This is a genomic window from Caballeronia sp. EK (genome assembly GCF_014384845.1).
Taxonomy (GTDB): domain Bacteria; phylum Pseudomonadota; class Gammaproteobacteria; order Burkholderiales; family Burkholderiaceae; genus Caballeronia; species Caballeronia jiangsuensis.
The window spans coordinates 151674-169346 of record NZ_JACSUE010000012.1; the positions used below are offsets into that span (position 1 = coordinate 151674).

The 17673-nt window shown below is 60.6% G+C and carries 13 protein-coding genes; 10 read left to right on the forward strand and 3 right to left on the reverse strand.

Annotated elements, in window-relative coordinates:
• Nucleotides 1–469 precede the first annotated feature (469 nt).
• The 9 genes from IAG25_RS30600 (at nucleotide 470) to brxL (ending at nucleotide 15185) form a co-directional block, all read left to right on the forward strand.
• Nucleotides 470–715, forward strand: a complete 246-nt coding sequence (locus IAG25_RS30600; RefSeq protein ID WP_222946711.1) for a helix-turn-helix domain-containing protein — start codon at nucleotides 470–472, stop codon at nucleotides 713–715.
• Nucleotides 716–1001: 286 nt separating this feature from the next.
• Nucleotides 1002–1499 (forward strand): BrxE family protein, encoded by a 498-nt coding sequence (locus IAG25_RS30605; RefSeq protein WP_187608170.1) that lies wholly within the window; start codon nucleotides 1002–1004, stop codon nucleotides 1497–1499.
• The gene (locus IAG25_RS30610; RefSeq protein WP_187608171.1) at nucleotides 1499–2284 is read left to right on the forward strand and encodes a BrxA family protein; all 786 of its coding nucleotides are present in this window, start codon (nucleotides 1499–1501) and stop codon (nucleotides 2282–2284) included. The genes IAG25_RS30605 and IAG25_RS30610 overlap by 1 nt, the downstream gene beginning before the upstream one ends.
• Nucleotides 2265–2837 (forward strand): BREX protein BrxB domain-containing protein, encoded by a 573-nt coding sequence (locus IAG25_RS30615; protein WP_187608172.1) that lies wholly within the window; start codon nucleotides 2265–2267, stop codon nucleotides 2835–2837. Before IAG25_RS30610 ends, IAG25_RS30615 begins: the two co-directional genes overlap by 20 nt.
• A gap of 18 nt (nucleotides 2838–2855) precedes the next feature.
• Nucleotides 2856–6503, forward strand: coding sequence for a BREX system P-loop protein BrxC (gene brxC, locus IAG25_RS30620; RefSeq protein WP_187608173.1), 3648 nt, complete (start codon nucleotides 2856–2858; stop codon nucleotides 6501–6503).
• A 4-nt stretch (nucleotides 6504–6507) separates the two neighbouring features.
• Nucleotides 6508–8415, forward strand: a complete 1908-nt coding sequence (locus IAG25_RS30625) for an Eco57I restriction-modification methylase domain-containing protein (RefSeq protein ID WP_187608174.1) — start codon at nucleotides 6508–6510, stop codon at nucleotides 8413–8415.
• Between the two features lie 201 nt (nucleotides 8416–8616).
• Nucleotides 8617–10509 (forward strand): type II restriction endonuclease subunit M, encoded by a 1893-nt coding sequence (locus IAG25_RS30630; RefSeq protein ID WP_187608175.1) that lies wholly within the window; start codon nucleotides 8617–8619, stop codon nucleotides 10507–10509.
• Between the two features lie 17 nt (nucleotides 10510–10526).
• The gene (locus IAG25_RS30635) at nucleotides 10527–13049 is read left to right on the forward strand and encodes a PglZ domain-containing protein (RefSeq protein ID WP_187608176.1); all 2523 of its coding nucleotides are present in this window, start codon (nucleotides 10527–10529) and stop codon (nucleotides 13047–13049) included.
• A gap of 3 nt (nucleotides 13050–13052) precedes the next feature.
• A complete protein-coding gene (brxL, locus tag IAG25_RS30640) occupies nucleotides 13053–15185 on the forward strand; it encodes a BREX system Lon protease-like protein BrxL (protein WP_187608177.1) in 2133 nt (710 codons plus the stop codon).
• A gap of 481 nt (nucleotides 15186–15666) precedes the next feature.
• Here the strand turns inward: brxL and IAG25_RS30645 are convergent, their stop codons facing one another.
• The 3 genes from IAG25_RS30645 to IAG25_RS30655 all read right to left on the reverse strand — a co-directional run bounded on the left by IAG25_RS30645 (nucleotide 15667) and on the right by IAG25_RS30655 (nucleotide 16772).
• Complete coding sequence (locus tag IAG25_RS30645; protein ID WP_187608178.1) at nucleotides 15667–16155, reverse strand: hypothetical protein; 489 nt, start codon at nucleotides 16153–16155, stop codon at nucleotides 15667–15669.
• 81 nt (nucleotides 16156–16236) lie between these two features.
• Nucleotides 16237–16518 carry a hypothetical protein gene (locus IAG25_RS30650; protein ID WP_187608179.1) on the reverse strand — a complete coding sequence of 94 codons (282 nt, stop codon included), beginning with the start codon at nucleotides 16516–16518 and terminating at the stop codon, nucleotides 16237–16239.
• Nucleotides 16519–16526: 8 nt separating this feature from the next.
• Complete coding sequence (locus tag IAG25_RS30655; protein WP_187608180.1) at nucleotides 16527–16772, reverse strand: hypothetical protein; 246 nt, start codon at nucleotides 16770–16772, stop codon at nucleotides 16527–16529.
• Between the two features lie 488 nt (nucleotides 16773–17260).
• Here IAG25_RS30655 and IAG25_RS30660 point away from each other — a divergent pair, with 488 nt between their 5' ends.
• Complete coding sequence (locus IAG25_RS30660; protein WP_187608181.1) at nucleotides 17261–17668, forward strand: VOC family protein; 408 nt, start codon at nucleotides 17261–17263, stop codon at nucleotides 17666–17668.
• The last annotated feature ends 5 nt before the right edge of the window (nucleotides 17669–17673 follow it).

Below are 17673 nucleotides of genomic sequence, written 5' to 3' on the forward strand. Positions count from 1 at the left end.
GGGATCGCGAAACCAAGCTAACCTCGGACTCGCTTTCAGACGTGCCTGAGACGAAAGACAGGCGCATACCGACGGTTTGAGCTGGTTTGGCGGACGCTCGCCGTTTAGGCGCCTTCGGCTACCGAGGCACTGGCACAGTCCTGAACGTCGAACTCAGCCCTCTCCCGAGCCTAACGGCTCCACAGGTTGCAACCATCTCCATCGAAGTATGGGCGACCCATGTTAGCCGCACGAGGATCGGGTCGATGGGACCAAGCGGCGAATGCTTGAGCGTGGATATGGTTGCACACTTCTTTATGTCGCGACTGCCGACGGCAAGACGCGCGCATTCGAAATCTCAGTGAGATGCCCGCGGCGTCCAGGTTGAATAACGGCAAAGAATGTTGCACAAGTGCGACATTTAAATCAAAATGGTCGTGGTTCAAGAGAGCGCCGGAATACCGTGATCAGAATACGACTAACTGAACTGATGGCTGACGCGACCTTCAAGCGTGGGCAGCGCGTCGAACTGCAAGAGGTGGCTGAGGCCACGGGCCTCCACCGTACCACGCTATACAGAATGGTCAATGTTCGGGGCTACAACGCAACGTTGAACAACATTGACGTCCTTTGTCGTTACTTCGGTTGCGGCGTCGGCGATTTAGCCGTCTACGTGCCCGACGAGGAAGTGCCGCAGGCTCTTCGGCCCTCAGCAACGGACAAAGCCAATGCGTGAGCGTTTCGACAGCTACGCTGGTGCTTGCTCCTTGATCTCCGACGCTGGCGCAATTTCTGTGGGAAGCCACGCCCGTCGGGCGTCGCATCGTACTATCGCGGTGCCTAACGCTACGACTCCGCAAACGGCGTTTTCCCGAAGGTATAGAGACCTGAAAGAAAAGGTCTTTGGCGAGAAGGGTATGTTCTGTCTGGGTTGGCTCGAACTGCCGAACGGTGCACAACGAGTGCGCGCTGCGTCGCGCATCGCCAGTGACATGGCATGTCATCAAAAATAGTAAAAGAGCATGACCAACGTTTTCGAATCCGCGGCAGAGATCCGCGTCCTCGTGGGCTACTTGGCCGAGCAGCACGCCACCTGGTTTGGCAGCCAATTCTTTGGGCCGCGCGCATCGGCGTTCCTGGCACCGGTGTTCGCCCGGACCGCGTTTCAGGCCCAATGCAATGGCGTCACCACAGCCGCAGCGCGACTGCATGACGAAGCCATCGGTGTTGGCCGAACCCATCACCTGTTTCGTCTTCCGGAGGTGCTCGAGCAAGGTGTCGCGGCCTCGCTCGTCGAAGCCACGTTCGTCGAACAACTGCGTCAACATCTGATCGCGCCAGACGCGGCACTGGCCCGGCTCGACGCACTCTCGACTCCTGACGCCGCCGTTGAAGGTGCGCAGGTCGTGGCCGGCGACTTCGTCGATGGCGCGGAGACACTGCTTGCAGCCATTGCAGGTGTGTATCTCGACGCATACCGCAAAGGCATCAAAACCTTTCCGTTCGTGCGAGAGGCATAGTGGCTCGCCCACCCTTCTACACAACTCAGTTGCAAGCTGGCGCGGGCCTCGTTGAGGAGACTCGGTTACTTCTGTCCCTCTATGAGCAAGGCATGGAACCTCAGGGACTCATGGCTCGGGCGCTGGAGTCTGGGCTCTTCCCTCGGGTCACGGCGCGCCGGCTACGGAACGTGGTGCTCGAGTGTTTTGCACCCCGCTACCTGCGCGAGCCCGATGCTGCATGGGTTTTGAAGCGTCTTGCCGAGCACGTCAGCAGGGCGGAGTTTCTGCAGTTGCTTTTGCTCTACACCGCACGCGCCAACTTGATCCTCAGAGACTTCGTCGCTCAGCTCTACTGGCCCCGGTATGCCGCCGGCCGCGATGGACTGACTTCAGAGGACTCCAGGGAGTTTGTGCTCAGTGGAATCCGCGCTGGTCGGACCCAGCAGCCCTGGTCTGACAGCACCGTCCGCCGAATAAGCAGCTACCTGCTCAGTTGCTGTGCGGACTATGAGCTGCTGTCTAAGAACATCCGAGGGCAACGGTTGATACAGGCACTCCGGGTCCAAGACCGCGTGGCCGCCTACCTGGCGTATGACTTGAAGTTCCAACGCCTGGCCGACAACCAGATCGTCGGACACGAAGACTGGCAGCTTCTTGGCCTTCAGCCCGACGATGTGCGGGATGTCCTCAAGCGGCTTTCGCTGCAGGGCTATCTGATCCTGCAAGCCGCGGGAGACGTGGTGCATATCGGCTGGAACTACAAAACCAAAGGGGAGTTGATCGATGTCCTCACTCGATCATGATTTCAACGAGCTGATCGAGCGCGTCAAGCATGGACGCGAGTTCGGCCATGCCAGCTTCGAGCCCATCTTCTACCTGGTCTTCCACCCGGAGCAAATCCTGGATGTGAAGCGACGGCACTCGGCATGGGCCAGTAGACTGACGAACGAAGGGTGGGACGTCCACCAGTTCTCCATCGCCAAAGAAGTTGGCGAGATCTTGGCCCAAGCGCCCATGCGCAAGGTCTGGATCGCGGCCGATCAGAAAGCGCCACAGGCCTGGGATAAGACCAACAAGTCGCTGGCCAACGCGGTCGCCACTGGCGCTCTACAGAAGCGGCTGGAGGCCAAGTTGGAAGAGCTGGAAGGCAAGCCTCGCGGCATCCTGCTGGTGACCGACCTAGAAGCCCTGCACTCCTACATGCGCATTGGCGTCATCGAGGGCCAGCTGCAAGGCAAGTTTCATTTGCCCACCGTGTTCCTCTACCCCGGCGTCCGCACCGGCAAGACTCGCCTAAAGTTTCTTGGGTTCTATCCCGAGGACGGCAACTACCGTTCAGTCCACGTCGGCGGCTGACCCAGAGAGAAGCAAGTCATGAACATCAAGCAACTGTTTGACCCGTCCCGCGACATCTACCGCATCATCGAGAAGGTCATCGCCTACGGCGTCTCGCAAGAAGAGCGCCTGAAGAAAGAGGTGTCCGAGTACGTGGTGACCGACAGCATTGACGAGCAGTTCAACAAGCTGCTGCTAAAGATGCAGGCCGCGATGGATGTCGGCGGTGAGAACGAAATCGGTGTGTGGGTATCGGGCTTCTATGGCTCGGGCAAGAGCTCGTTCACCAAGTACCTGGGCCTGGCGTTTGACGACCGAATCCAGATCGACGGCGTCCCGTTCCGCCAGCACCTGCAAGACCGCCTGAAGCGCATCACCACGCGCCAACTGCTCGGCACCGTCGCCAAGCGCTTTCCGGCAGCCGTGCTGCAGCTGGACTTGGCGAGCGACCAACTGGCAGGCGCCACGATGGAGGAAGTCTCCACGGTGCTCTTCTACAAGGTGCTGCAGTGGGCGGGCTACTCGCGCAACCTAAAGGTGGCCGCGCTGGAGCGCAAGCTGCGCCGCGAGGGCCGCTACGACGAGTTCCTGAAGCTGTTTGAAGAGGCCACCGGCGGCGAGCCCTGGTCGCAGTACCGCGACGATGAGCTGGTGGTGGATAGCCTGGTGCCCGCCATCGCCCACCAGCTCTACCCCACGCTGTTCAAGACCGAAAGCTCCTTCTCTACCGAAACCAGCGATGTCGTGGTGTTCGAGAACGACCGGGTTAAGGAGATGCTGGCCATTGCCCGCGAAGCCTCGCGCAAAGACTACATCATCTTCATTCTCGACGAGGTGGGCCAGTACGTGGGCTCGCGGCAGAACTTGATCCTCAACCTCGACGGCCTGTCGAAGAATCTCAAGGCACTAGGTGACGGCAAAGTCTGGATCATCGGCACGGCGCAGCAAACGCTGACCGAAGATGATCCCCGTGCCGCGCTGAACTCACCCCAGCTGTTCAAGCTGAAAGACCGCTTCCCAATCCAGATCGACCTAGAGGCAAACGACATCAAGGAGATTTGTGTCACTCGCCTGCTGGGCAAGTCTCCCGAAGGTGCGCGGGCCCTGGGCGCGCTGTTTGACCAACACGGCCAGGCCCTGCGCCACCACACCAAGCTGGAAGACGCCCGCGCCTTTGGCGCCGACTTCGATCGCAAGACCTTCGTCGATCTTTACCCCTTTCTGCCAGCGCACTTCGACATTCTGCTGCACCTGCTGGGCGCGCTGGCACGCTCCACCGGGGGCATTGGCCTGCGCTCGGCGATCAAGGTGATTCAGGACATCCTGATTGAGAGCGACGGTAGCCGCACCGCCGTGGCCGACCAGGCTGTGGGCTGGCTGGCCACCACCGCCACCTTGTTCGACGCACTGGAGAAGGACATCCAGCGCGCCTTCCCCAACCTGTACAAGCCGGTGCAAGAGGTCTGTCGCAACCGCTTTGCCGGCTCGCCACTACACCACCAGGTGGCCAAAACCGTGGCCATCCTGCAAATCCTCGGCAACCTGCCTGTCACGCGCCAGAACGTGGCCGGCCTGATGCACGACGGCGTGTCCCTGGCCAGCCGTGCCGAGACGGTGAACCGCGCCATCGAGGAGCTGATCACCGACCGCTTTGTGCCCTTCGGCGAGCAAGATGGTCAGCTGCGCTTCTTCAGCGAGAAGCTGAACAACGTCGAGCAAGAGCGGAGCCAGATCCCTCTGCGCGCCGTGGAGCTTAAGCGTTTGGAGAATGCTGCACTTACCGAGGTCTATGCACCGCTGCCCAGCACGCAGCTCAATGGCTCACTTGCGGTGCAAACGGGCCTGAAGGCGCAGAGTGCCGGCGGCTTGCCAACGGCACTGACGGGTGATCGCAACACCATTCAGACGCTGGTGGAGATGTGTGACCCCAAAGAGTACGAGGCCACTCGCGCCCGGCTTCAAGACGAGTCGCGCCAGGCTTCCAGCAAGTACCAGGTCTACCTGATTGGTCGCACCACGCCCGAGATCGAAGAACTGACGGCCGACATCTTCCGCTGCCGCGAGATCGCCAACAAGCACCGCAACGACCCCGACCAAGAGGTCAAGGATTACCGCAACGGCCAGTTGGACCGTGCCGGCCGCCTGGAGGGCGATCTCCAGCGCTTGATTCGCCGCAGCCTAGTTCAAGGCTCGTACATCTTCCGCGGCCAGGTTTCTGCGGTGGAATCGCTGGCGTCTGAGCTCTTGGATGCCGCGCGCAAGCACTTGGCAGGTGTAGCCGAGCAGGTGTTCGACCGCTATGCAGAAGCCCCGGTGCGCGTGGCCACTGACACGGCCGAACGCTTCCTGCGCGCTGGCAACTTGGCCGCCATCACTTCGCAGATTGACCCGCTCAGCCTGGTGCAGATGAAGGCCGGCAAGCCCTCGGTAAAGATTGACCACAAGGCCCTGGTCAGCATCCGAGACACCATCGAACGCACCAGCCCCATCGACGGCAAGAGCCTGTCCGAGCGATTCGCTGACGCCCCCTTTGGCTGGTCACCCGATACCCTGCGCTACCTGGTGGCGGCGCTGCTGGTGGCCGGTGAGGTGAAACTCAAGGTAGCTGGTCGCGAAGTTACCGTTAACGGTCAGCAAACTGTTGACGCACTGAAGACCAATAACAGCTTCAAGAACGTGGGCTTGTCGCTGCGCGAAGACAAGCCTTCGATGGAGATGCTCGCGCTGGCCGCCGACCGTCTGACCGAACTCAGTGGCGAGCTGGTGGTGCCGCTGGAGGATGACATCAGCAAGGCCACGGTGCGCCTCTTCCCCGGCCTGCAGAACCGCTACGCCCCCTTGGGTGAAAAGCTGAAGAGCTTGGGCCTGCTCGGTGAAGACCGCCTGGACACCCTGGGACGCGAGATCGCTGATGTGCTGCTCACGGATGCCTCCGATGCGCCCCAGCGCTTGGGCAAGTCCGAGTCGCCCCTGTATGCCAGCCTAAAGTGGGCGGCCGAGCTGCGCCAATCTCTGGAGCAGGGTCTGGAGACCACGCTTCGCGACCTGCGCGCGCTGCGCAACCTGCTGGACGGCCTGCCCAACACCGGCGAACCCGCGGCCCTAAAAGCCGACCTGGCTGAACCCCTTAGCCAGTTGGACGCCCAGCTGGCCCAAGAAGCCTTCTACCGCGCTGCCGCCGACTTGAACAGCCGGCTGACCGCTGTGCGGGCGCGTGTGCGGGAATCGGCACTGGCCCTGCAAGCCACACAGGCCGAGCGCCTGAAGCAGGTGACGGCCGATGTGCAGCGCGTGCCCGAGTGGGTTGAGCTGACACAGCAAGAACAACAAGAACTGCTGGACGGCCTCGACAGCTTGGCCCTGCAAGCCAGCCCAGACGGTCAAGGCCTGCGCACCCTGGTCAACCAGGACTTCGTCATCCAGACCCAGGCGCAAGACGCCAAAGCACGCATCGAGCGCCTGGGCCGCGAACGGGTGCAGGCCCGCATGAAGGCCGAGACTGAGATCAAAGCTGGCGGTGCCGGGGCTAAAGATGGTCCCAAGCCTGCCGTGCAGCGCAAGGTCAAAGCCCGCCACCACATCACCACCCTGGCCGATCTGGATGCCCTGATCAAAGAGCTGCAGCGCGTACGCTCTGAACTGAGCTACGCCCACGCCTTTGAACTGGATCTCAAGCTGGAAGACTGAACCCATGGCTTTTGACGACAAGACTCGAGGCCGGTTGCAGAAGCTGGTCACCGAATGCCGCGGCCTGCTGACCGACGAGTTCCGTATCCAGGTTCAGCAGACCTATGGCTTGGACCCGAACACCGGCGAGGTGACGCCGCTGGACCGGCTGACGCACCTCTCTGCGGCCGAGCGCGAAACCGCGGACTTGCTGCGGCAAACGCTGGCGCACTACGCTGCGTCCGAAGGATTGGCTGACAGCGCCGAGCACCGTGTGCCCATCATTGACCGCATCGTGCGCGAGCAAGCCTTCACGGTGTTGAACCGCCTGGCGGCGCTCTTGACGATGGAGGCTCGCGGCGTGCTGCTGCCCGCAGTCAGCCACGGCCAGAAGTCCAAGGCGTTTGAGCTGTACAAGATGGTGGCCGGCAGTGCGCTGGGCGAAACCGGTCAGGCCTACCTGGCCTTTCTGTTCAGCCTGTTCGACGAATTCGCGCAAGAGCTGCCTGCGTTGTTTGACCGCTTTGCGCCTCAGGGACGCCTGTTCCCACGCGAAGCGGCCTTGCTGCAAGTGGCGGCCGCACTCAACCACCACGAGATACAGCCGCTTTGGTCGCAGGACGAAACGATCGGCTGGATCTACCAGTACTTTAACAGCAAGGAAGAGCGCAAGGCCATGCGCGAGTCCAGCCAGGCCCCGCGCAACAGCCGCGAGCTGGCAGTGCGCAACCAGTTCTTCACCCCACGCTACGTGGTGGAATTCTTGGTGGACAACACCTTGGGCCGCCTGTGGTTCAACGCGACCGGCGGGCAGACTAGCTTACGTGAACGCTGCCGATACCTCCTGGCCAAGCCCGACGAACAGCCGCCTGCTGCGCTGCGTCTGCGCGACCCGCGAACCCTGAAGCTGCTGGACCCGGCCTGCGGCTCGATGCACTTTGGTCTGTATGCATTCGACCTGTTTGCTGAGATTTATCGGGAGGCTTGGGAATGGGAGCAGCAACACGGCGCCGGTTCGCTGGACGCCTCCACACAGCAACATGCAGAATTCAAGCCGCTAAGCTTATCCTACCCCGATCAGAATGACTTCCTACGCGATGTCCCGCGTTTGATCATCGAGTACAACATCTATGGCGTGGACATCGACCCGCGCGCTGCACAGATCGCCTCACTGGCGCTGTGGCTGCGGGCACAGCGCGCTTGGCACGACGCAGGAGTCAAGGCCAAAGATCGTCCACTGATTGGTCGTGGACATGTAGTGGCTGCAATCGCGCCACCGGCAGAGAGGGAGTTGCGCCAGCAATTTGCCGAAAACCTTGATAAGCGCGACGCTGAATTGTTCGAGAAAACCTTGCAACTGCTCAAGGGGCTGCCCGAATCGGGCGTGCTTCTGCCGGTCGAGCGCGAGCTGCCACACTTGATCCGCCAAGTGTACGTCGGCAAAGGCACGGGACTGTTTGCTCAGCAGGAGCAAGAGAGCTGGCAGCAGGCCGAGGCGCGCCTTCGGGAAGCTCTTTCAGATTTCGCACAAGCCGCAGAAGCAACCTATCAAGGCCGGTTGTTTGCGCAGGATGCGTTGCAGGGCCTGCGCCTGATTGATCTTTGCCGCGAGGTGTTCGACGTGGTCGTGATGAATCCACCCTTTGGCGCGTTGGCTTTGGGGGCGAAAGATCAGCTCGCAAAGGCCTACCCGCGGAGCAAGAACGATCTGCTCGCCGTTTTTGTAGAGCGCGGACTAGAACTGCTGCGGACGGGCGGCCGACTCGGCGCCATCACCTCACGCACGTGCCTTTTCCTTTCAAGCTTTCAGAAGTGGCGTGAGCAGGTTGTGTTGGGTATGGCCAAACCAGAGGTTATGGCTGACCTGGGGCATGGGGTGATGGACGATGCGATGGTGGAAGCAGCCGCCTACGTGCTGAACAAGCAGAGCTGAATATGTTTTTACGCGGCATAAGAAAAAGTGAGAAAGCTCAGGCTTTTATGTTGTACGCAGACACTTGACCATGAACTACTGGCCCGTACGCGTGCGCCGGAAGTGCAAAGCCGACAGGTCCATCACAATCGCACGAGGCTTGGGAAGCCTCTTCGCTGGATACGCGGAAGAGTCTAAGATGCCTCTTGAAGGGGGGAGCGATTGACTACGTTTTTGAATTTGCTAAGTGAGCCTGACAAGCAGGCGGCGCTAGCGGGCGCGGTAAAGCACGGCGGGAGACAGGTTATCCGTTTTGATCCTGCAGATTTTTGCAAGATTCCTGGCTCACCATTTGCCTATTGGGTCAGTGGTCGTGTGCTGGAAGCATACGAGGGACAGAAATACGATGATGAGGATCATGGACGTGGAACGAGATGTGGGCTCGGCACTTTAGATGATTTTCGCTTCATAAGGCTGTTCTGGGAACCGAAGGCCAGAGGGGACGTTTGGGTTACTTATTTTCATGGCGGTGTTTTCAGTCGGTTCTATGACAATTTTCCATTGATTGTTAACTGGTACGATTCCGGCAAGGAGATTAAGACGTTTGTCGAGAGCAAGGTTGGGAGCGCCAGCAGGAAAGTTCAAGGCGAGGATAAATACTTCCAGCCTGGATTTGTCTTTCCTCGCCGTACGAAGGGCTTTTCACCAAAGTTCATGCCACGTGGCGGAATCTTTAGTACTGGCGGACAGGCAGGATTTGCTCCCCCTGAGGAGTTGGCGCAAACGGTCGGGTTGTTGGCCTCGCAAGCTTGTACGTTCCTCATCTCGCTTTCCCAAGGTCGGACAGGCGATGCGGCCCAATTCGAGGTGGGTCTGGTTAAACGGTTGCCGTGGCCTCCTTTTCAAAAATTTGAGAAACAGTTGGCAACTCTCGCATACAGATCATGGAGCTTGAGGAGAACGCTCGATACCACGGAGGAAACATCCGCTGCGTATCTCTTGCCGGGAGTGCTGCGGTCGCGCCTTGGCGAATTTGACACTTGTGCTATCGAGTCGGAACTTGAAGAGATTCAAGATGAGCTGGACAAGATCGCCCTGCAACTATATGCACTCGAGGAAACGGACTGTGCCCTCATCAATCAGCAGATCGCTGCATCGCATGACGTAACTGGCGAAGACGATGCAGCCGAGGAAGAAGGTTCCGACATTGATGATGGCAATCAGGCAGGAGCGTCGGCAACTGATGCGTTGCTCTCGTGGGCGGTCGGGGTGGTATTCGGTCGCTTTGATTGGCGCCTGGCGACCGGCGACCGGCAAGTGCCTCGTGAACCTGATCCGTTCGACCCGCTGCCGGACAAAAGTCCAGGAATGCTACCGGAGGGCACTGCCCCCTTCCTTAGCCACGATGGGATCTTGGTCGACGACAAAGGTCACCCACACGACGTCTCACATTTGGTAGAGGAGGTACTGTTGCGCGTTGATGTGGCCGTTCCGGATAACATTCGGCGCTGGCTGCAACGTGATTTCTTTGCATTCCATCTACAACGTTATTCGAAAAGTCGACGTAAGGCGCCGGTTTACTGGCCTCTGTCCACGGTATCCGGTAGCTACACGCTGTGGGTCTATTATCCCCGCCTCTCCAGCGAGACACTCTACGCTGCAGTTAACGATTTCGTCGAACCCAAGGTTAAAGATGTGGGTGAACAAGTAGCTGCACTACGCAATAAGGCCGCTGCTCGCACGCGAGAAGACGAAAAGCAGTTCGAGATCCTGCAAGCATTTGAACTGGAACTAATAGAGATGCGCGACACCCTACTCGAGCTTGCGTCTACCTATAGGCCCAATCATGACGACGGCGTTCAGATCAGCGCGGCACCGTTATGGCCGCTGTTCCGTCATAAGTCATGGCAGAAGCTACTGAAAGACACTTGGGCTAAGCTTGCGAAGGGTGACTATGACTGGGCGCACCTGTCCAGGAATTACTGGCCCGACCGCGTTCGTGAAAAATGCAAGCTCGACAGGTCCCTCGCCATTGCGCACGACTTGGAAGAGTTGTACGTCGAGCCCGAAGCGAATCCCAAGAAGACCCGTGGCCGCAAGAAGGCCGACACCTGAACCACGCACTACTCACGATGCGCATCGAAACCTTCATCCAGCAGGAGATCCTGGCCCCCCGCATGGCTGACAAAGGCGTGTTGGTGGTCTACGACCCCGAACGCCGCTACCACGGCACTTGCACCAGCATGGAAAGCGAGCACTGCCGCGTGGTGGATGCCAGCACCAGCAGCATCACCAGTCGCGAGCGGGCAGCCCAAGCCCTGGTGGACTTGGGCCAAGGGCGCATCGAGCACTTGCTGGTGTACGTGCCGGCGCTAGCGCCCGTGGACGATGAGGCCAAGCAGAGGGACCCGTTCAGCCCCTTCGCGGCCTGCGGCCGCGTGTTCCCCGATGGCGATGGCGACCGCTTTGAAAGCCTGTGCCTCAACGCCAAGCCCGATCAGGTGCTGGAGCTGCGCAAGGTGTTCGACGCCAACCGAAACCCGTCGTTCGAGGTCATCGACGCCTTGGGCGGCGGGGTAGGCTGGCCGACCTTGCGAGCCATGTTGGGGGCCGAATCCAGCCGCGACATCTTGCTGGCGTTGATGGCGCCCAGCCTTGCGCAAGAGCAGGCCTTGAAGGCCGGTGACACCTGGGTGAGCGAAGCGCGTGAGCTGCTAAAGACCAGCTTAACGCTCACCCTGCGCACCCGTGGCCGAGCCTGGTCGTCCATCGCTGAGGAGCTGTGGCGCTACGTGCTGTTCAGCGAGTTCGCCTTTGACCTGCCATGCCCCTTGCCGAACAGCCTGGTCGACTTGCCGAAGGCACCAGAGACTGATCAGCCAGTAATCTTTGCGCTGTGTGATGACCTACGCAACGACCACCGGACTCAACCTGTGTACATCGACCGTGCCCAAAAGCTGGAGCTCGAGTTAAGCCTGGCCCAGCACTGCGCCGCGATTCGAGGCTTGGGGCCACGCGAGACCTTCCCGTTCGAGGAGCGCAGCGCGCTGGAGCGCGGCATCGCGGCCTTGCTGTGCGATGACGTGGATGGTGTGCGCAGCGTGTTGGACCACCAACGTCGCTCGGTGTGGGCTGCGCGTGGCGAAAGCCGGCTGAAGTGGGACCTGCTGCGCGCCGCCCTGGAACTGGTCCTGCGCTGCGAAGAGCTGGAAGAGCAGTTGTCCCAGCACAGCCAGGACATGGCCCGTTTGCTGACGTTCTACACAGGCTCGCTGCGCGAGGCCGACCGGCTGCACCGCGAGTTTGAGCAGGCCCTGGGTGACTTCGAATGGCAAGATACTCAAGACGCCATGAAGCCGGTGCGCCAGCAAGCGCGCCGCGCCTATGCCCGCCTAGCCGAGAAAACCCAGCAGGCCTTCACCCGACACCTGCAGGTAAGTGGCTGGCCACTCGTTGGCCAACTGGCGAACGCGGATGTGTTCGACCGATTCGTCGCTCCAAAGCTGCAGCAGCATGGCCACAAGGTGGCCTATCTGATGATCGATGCGCTGCGCTACGAGCTGGGTGTGGCGCTGGAACAGCAGTTGGCCGACGACGGTGTGGTCGCAATGCAAGCGGCCCTGGCGCCGCTGCCCACCATCACGCCGGTGGGCATGGCGGCCTTGCTGCCGGGTGCGGGCCAGCAGCTGAGCCTACGCCGAGATGCCGCCGGGCTGACACCGATGCTGGCTGACCAGCCCGTGACGACCGTGGCGCAGCGCATGGACGTGCTGCGCAAGCGCTACGGGCAGCGCTTTGCCGAGGGTCGCCTGGAGGAGTATGTGCGCGGCCGCCTGGAGGTGCCGGCCGATGCTGACCTCCTGGTGCTGCGCGCGGTGGAAATTGACAGCCACTTCGAGAACAACCCCGACACCGCGCCTGCTGAAATCACCAACGCGTTGCGCCGCATCCGCATGGCCATCCACCGCCTGGCGGAGGCTGGCTTCCAGGATGTGGTGATTGCCACCGACCACGGCTTCTTCATCAACACCCATGCCGGTGCGGGTGACGTCTGCGGCAAGCCCGAAGGCAATTGGCTGATCGAGCACGACCGCTGTGCGCTGGGCGATGGCGCTGCGGGCAACACGCACTACCTGATGCCGGCTCACAGGCTGGGCGTGCGCGGTGACTTTGCCAGGGTGGCCGGGCCACTGACGCTAGCCGCCTACCGGGCGGGCCTGCAGTACTTCCACGGCGGCGCCTCGTTGCAAGAGTGCGTGGTCCCGGTGTTGACGCTGCAGCTAAAGGTGCAGGCCCAGCCGGCGCTGACCCGCGCGGCGGTCTCGCTGGCCTACAAGAACGGCGCAACGAAGGTCACGACCCGTGTGCCGGTGATCGATGTGGCCGCCGACGGGGCCGACATGTTCTCGGCCGACAGCGCGTTCGAGATCCTGCTGGAAGCACAGGACGCCAAGGGCAATGTGGTGGGTGAGGCGCGCGCGGGTGGCGCCGTCAACGCGGCAACCGGTACGCTGACACTGCACGCGGGTGAGAAGGTGCAAGTGACTTTGAGGATGCAAGTCGAATTCGAGGGCAAGTTCAAGGTGAAGGCGCTCGACCCTAAGACCAATGAGATCTACAGCCAGCTCGACCTGGCGACCGACTACACGGTGTAAGCCATGGAATACAGCCCAGACGACTTGGACCGCAAGCTGGCCACCACCTTCGACGGCAAGGTGGTGCGCAAGGACCTGCTTCACCGCATCAAGAAGGGCACAAATGTGCCCACCTTCGTGCTGGAGTTCTTGCTGGCCCGCTACTGCGCCAGCGATGATGCTGCAGAGATCCAAGCCGGCATGGAAGCCGTGCTGGACACGTTGAACGAGAACTACGTACGGCCCAACGACGCCAACGCTGCCCAGTCGCGCGTGGCCACCAAGGGCAAGCATCGGTTCATCGACAAGGTGCACGTCAACTACGTGGAGAAGGACCGCCGGCACTGGGCTGCGCTGGAGAATTTTGACTCGCGCCGCGTGGCCATCGGCGAAAAGTTCTACCGCGACAACGACCGTCTGCTGCAAGGCGGCTTGTGGGCGGAAGTAACCGTGGCCTTCAACGAGGTGGAGGACGACAAGTACACCTTCTACGTGGAAGACCTGCGGCCTATTCAGCTCAGCCGCTTTGACTTTGATCGCTACTGCGAAGGCCGCGCCGGCTTCACCCGCGACGAGTGGATGGACGTGATCCTGCGCTCGGTGGGCCTGGAGCCCAGCAAGCTGTCAGCCCGGATCAAGTTTCACTACATCGCTCGCCTGGCGCCGCTGATTGAGGCCAACTACAATTTCATCGAGTTGGGTCCACGCGGCACGGGCAAGTCGTACTTCTTCAGCGAGTTCTCGCCCTACTCCACGCTGATCAGTGGTGGCCAAGCCACCAAGGCCGTGCTCTTCTATAACAGCCAGCGCCACAAGATCGGTCTGGTGGGGTTCTGGGACACCGTCGCCTTCGACGAGGTGGGCGGCCTGAAGGTGAAGGACCCGGACACGATCCAGATCATGAAGGACTTCATGGCCAACGGGCGCTTCTCGCGCGGCGTGGAGGTCATCGCGGATGCGTCCATGGCCTTCGTGGGCAACCTGGACCTGTCGGTGGACCAGATCGTGCACTCCGAGGTGTACGACCTGTTCCAGCCGCTGCCCAAGGAATTCGACCTGGCGGTGCAGGACCGCTTTGCCTGCTACCTGCCGGGCTGGGAGATGCCGAAGAACAGCAGCGAATTTTTGACTAACCGCTACGGCTTCATCACAGACTACCTCGCCGAAGCCTTCCACCATCAACTTAAGCAGACCAACCGCTACGAAGAGGTCAGCAAGCGCATTAAGCTGGGTCGCGAGGTGGAAGGGCGCGACGAGAAGGGTATCAAGAAGACCGTCTGTGCTTTCCTGAAGATTCTGCACCCCAACGGCAACCCGACCGAAGCCGAGTTCGAAGAATACGTGGCCTATGCCGTTGAAGGCCGGCGCCGCGTGAAGGAGCAGATGAACAAGCGCAAGACGGACGACGAGTACGCGCGCATCAATCTGTCCTACATCAGCGCGACAGAGCAAGAGGTTGTGGTGTTCTGCCCTGAGTCGCGTAACGCCACGGCCACGTTGGCGCCCAGCCGCCGCAGCATCCATGGCGGCGCGCCTGTGCCCCCATTGGTCCCGATGAAGCCGGCCGCGCCAGCGCCGTCATCTGCGGCGCCACTCGCGGTTGCGACCGTGGTTGAGCCAGAAGTTACCGCGCTGGACTCCGCAATTCCGCAAGCGATTGCTACGCTTGCCGAGCCGGAGCCGACCGAGCAGCACTTCACTATCCACTATGGTGACACTGGCAACAGCTACGAGTCCATCGTGCTGCCGTATCTGCGCGGCGCTCGGTCTGTAACCATCGAAGATCCGTATATCCGCGCCACGCATCAGGTGCAGAACTTCGTCCGCTTCTGCGAAGCCGTGATCAAAGTCCCTTCTGTCCGCAACATCGTGCTGATCACCAGCTACGACGATACGACCAACCTGCAGGAGCTGGCATCGCGCCTGGACGAGCTCAAGCAAAGCTTGCTGGAACTGGACGTGGCACTGAACGTGAAGGTGAACGAGAACCTGCACGACCGCGAGATCCGCATCGACAACGGCTGGATCATCAAGATCGGCCGCGGGCTGGATTTCTTCCAAAAACCCGACAGCTGGTACGGCGTGGGCGCCAATGACATTAGCTTGCGGCGGTGCTTGGAAACCAAGGTGGACATCTTCAGGGCACATGCTGCCTAGATCGACGGTGTGCATCACGACGCAGAAAATTCAATCGGCAGATGACCTCGACGTCAACCGGCCCATGCAGGCCATCCGCGTCTAACCGCGCTACGGGGCCACTGCGCTGATCGTCGCTCGTTCCGGGCACACTGTCGGCGAGCGCGCCACGTGCTAGTGAAAGTGGCTGGTGGTCCGCACCGCGTTGTGGCAGCCACCGTGGCGCAGAGGCACGTCGAGTACCGGGTGTCGGGAGCAAGGCGGTCATACACACAAGCTGCAGCACGTCGGATGTCTGTTGACTTTCCCGATAAGGTCACTCGCGTCGGCGATCTTGATGTCTGCTCCTGGCCGAGAGTACGTATCCGCCGCCAACGCGTAACCCCGGCATTCGTGCTCGGAAGCTTCAAATGAAAGGAAAGAACTCGAGGCTGCCTCACACGAACCGCCCGTGATTCGCGTTATCGCAGCGGCGAGAAGAGGAAGCCGACTCCGGATTAGATCACTCATCCGTCACGTCGGTCTTGGGATATCTGACCGCTGCGTCGATCGCTTCGCGCTGGGTCTTGAACCAGCCAAGGTGCGTCCAGCTTTGATAGCGGAACTGACCATCGCGTTCCATCGGCAGACCGTTCGCCAGCACAAAGTCGAGCCTGCTCGTCTCGCGGTTCAGCTCAAGGCGGACCTTCAGATAGGCATTTGTCTCGCGAATGCTCTCGTGCATTGCTTGTTCTGCTGTCGCGTCATCAGCACGTCTCGCTTCTTCAGCCGGCCTCGCCGCCTCTCTTTCCTCACGCTCTTGACGCATTTCGCCGAGCATCTTGCGCAGCCCATCCTCCCGCGCTTGCGTCTCTTCTCTCACTTTGCGCGCCTTCGCCCGCAACGCGTCATAGTCGCCGTAGTCTACCTCTTTGTACTTCCCGCCCAACACGGAGTGCGTGTAGAGCGCGTACAGCTCATGCGCGATGATGCCGGCCTGCTTAGGTTCCATGCCTTCGCTTCCAACGCATGCACGAATTTGAGCGTGTCCATGTGTGCTCCACAGGGTTGTCCACAAAAACCATGGATAAGGTCAGTGAAAGAGGGCATGCCATTGACCCGTCGCTTTGATGATGGCGTGGATGATCGTCGGCAGTGTGGTGTACACCAGTACGAAGAACATCAGGATCATGACGCCGATGGCAATCTTCCCAAGTAGGATCGCCCAATCGGACTCGTCCCACTTTCCCTGCGCCTTGCGTTCGTCTGCGTGTTTCTGTTCAGCATCGCGCTCAGCGGCCCAGCGTCGGTTCATTTCGATCATGCGGTCGAGGCTTTCCTTCGCCGCCTGCGTACGCTCTTCGTCGGTCAGCATGGCCGCTCCTACGGATTCGGGAACGAATGGAAAATCGCTTCCCAGTCGTGCGTGGCCCAGATCAGCACACGAACGAGGGTGGGGCCGCCCAAGTACATCGTGAACGCCCAGGAGACGGCTATGAAAGTCCAGAGAATCCGCTTCGAGTGGCACTGGTAACGCTCACTTTCCTCTCCCTGTTTGCGTATCTGCTCTTCGGTTCGCTCGTGCGCTGCGCGCATTTCAGCAGCTACGTCTTTGAGGTTGGCGCCCACGTCGGTCTCCGGATGTGCCCCATGCAATGGTATCGCAACCGAGGGTTCCGGCGACAGCCACGCAGTGGCCGTCTATAACGGGAGCCGATATGACCAAAGGATACGAAGGAGACTTCTCGCCGCGGGCGTTACATCAGGCGAAACGGCCGCGCACGCAGCGTTTTTCACTATCTGGACCGGGAAGATCTGATGGACGAGGTGGAAGGTCTAAGCTACATTTCGACCGTCAATTTATCCGGTTCTCCCCGCCGTCGACGACCGTTAGAAAGTGCAATAGGCAGTAGGGGGTAACTTTGGGGGCAACTGCGAAGAGCGACAATCGATGAACCCTTAGGAAGTAAGCTTCTCAACCATTTGTTGGGTAGTCCTCCTCACCACGAATTCAAAGGGCTTGGCTTAAACGCCAAGCCCTTTTTCATTCCCCCGTCCGCCTGCCTCTTCTCCCCATCGCGCTAAACTGAATCTCACATCGACCGTGAGAGAGCGCCATGCATATCCACATCCGCGAAATCGATCACGTCGTGATCCGCTGCGCCGATCTCGACAACATGATGAATTTCTATCACACCGTGTTGGGCTGTCCGGTCGAGAAAGAACAGCGCGATCTCGGCCTCGTGCAGATGCGCGCGGGCCGTTCTCTGATCGATTTGCTGGCGGTCGGCGCGAAGATCGATCGGCCCGAGAGCGGCCAGCCGGGCGCGGGCCGCAACATGGATCACCTTTGTGTGCGCGTCGAGCCGTTCGATGCCGATGCGCTGCGCGCGCATCTGGAAAAGCACGGAGCGCGCATCGGGGAAGAGGCGCGGCGCTACGGCGCCGAAGGTTTCGGGCCGTCGGTCTATCTGTTCGATCCCGAGGGCAACATGGTCGAACTCAAAGGGCCGCCCGACGCCTGAACGCC

Bases quoted from the DNA above. Each gene is read 5' to 3' on its own strand.
- brxC (WP_187608173.1), top strand. From the start codon at position 2,856: ATGAACATCAAGCAACTGTTTGACCCGTCCCGCGACATCTACCGCATC.
- IAG25_RS30660 (WP_187608181.1), top strand. From the start codon at position 17,261: ATGCATATCCACATCCGCGAAATCGATCACGTCGTGATCCGCTGCGCC.
- IAG25_RS30645 (WP_187608178.1), bottom strand. From the start codon at position 16,155: ATGGAACCTAAGCAGGCCGGCATCATCGCGCATGAGCTGTACGCGCTC.
- IAG25_RS30650 (WP_187608179.1), bottom strand. From the start codon at position 16,518: ATGCTGACCGACGAAGAGCGTACGCAGGCGGCGAAGGAAAGCCTCGAC.
- IAG25_RS30600 (WP_222946711.1), top strand. From the start codon at position 470: ATGGCTGACGCGACCTTCAAGCGTGGGCAGCGCGTCGAACTGCAAGAG.
- IAG25_RS30615 (WP_187608172.1), top strand. From the start codon at position 2,265: ATGTCCTCACTCGATCATGATTTCAACGAGCTGATCGAGCGCGTCAAG.
- brxL (WP_187608177.1), top strand. From the start codon at position 13,053: ATGGAATACAGCCCAGACGACTTGGACCGCAAGCTGGCCACCACCTTC.
- IAG25_RS30635 (WP_187608176.1), top strand. From the start codon at position 10,527: ATGCGCATCGAAACCTTCATCCAGCAGGAGATCCTGGCCCCCCGCATG.
- IAG25_RS30625 (WP_187608174.1), top strand. From the start codon at position 6,508: ATGGCTTTTGACGACAAGACTCGAGGCCGGTTGCAGAAGCTGGTCACC.
- IAG25_RS30605 (WP_187608170.1), top strand. From the start codon at position 1,002: ATGACCAACGTTTTCGAATCCGCGGCAGAGATCCGCGTCCTCGTGGGC.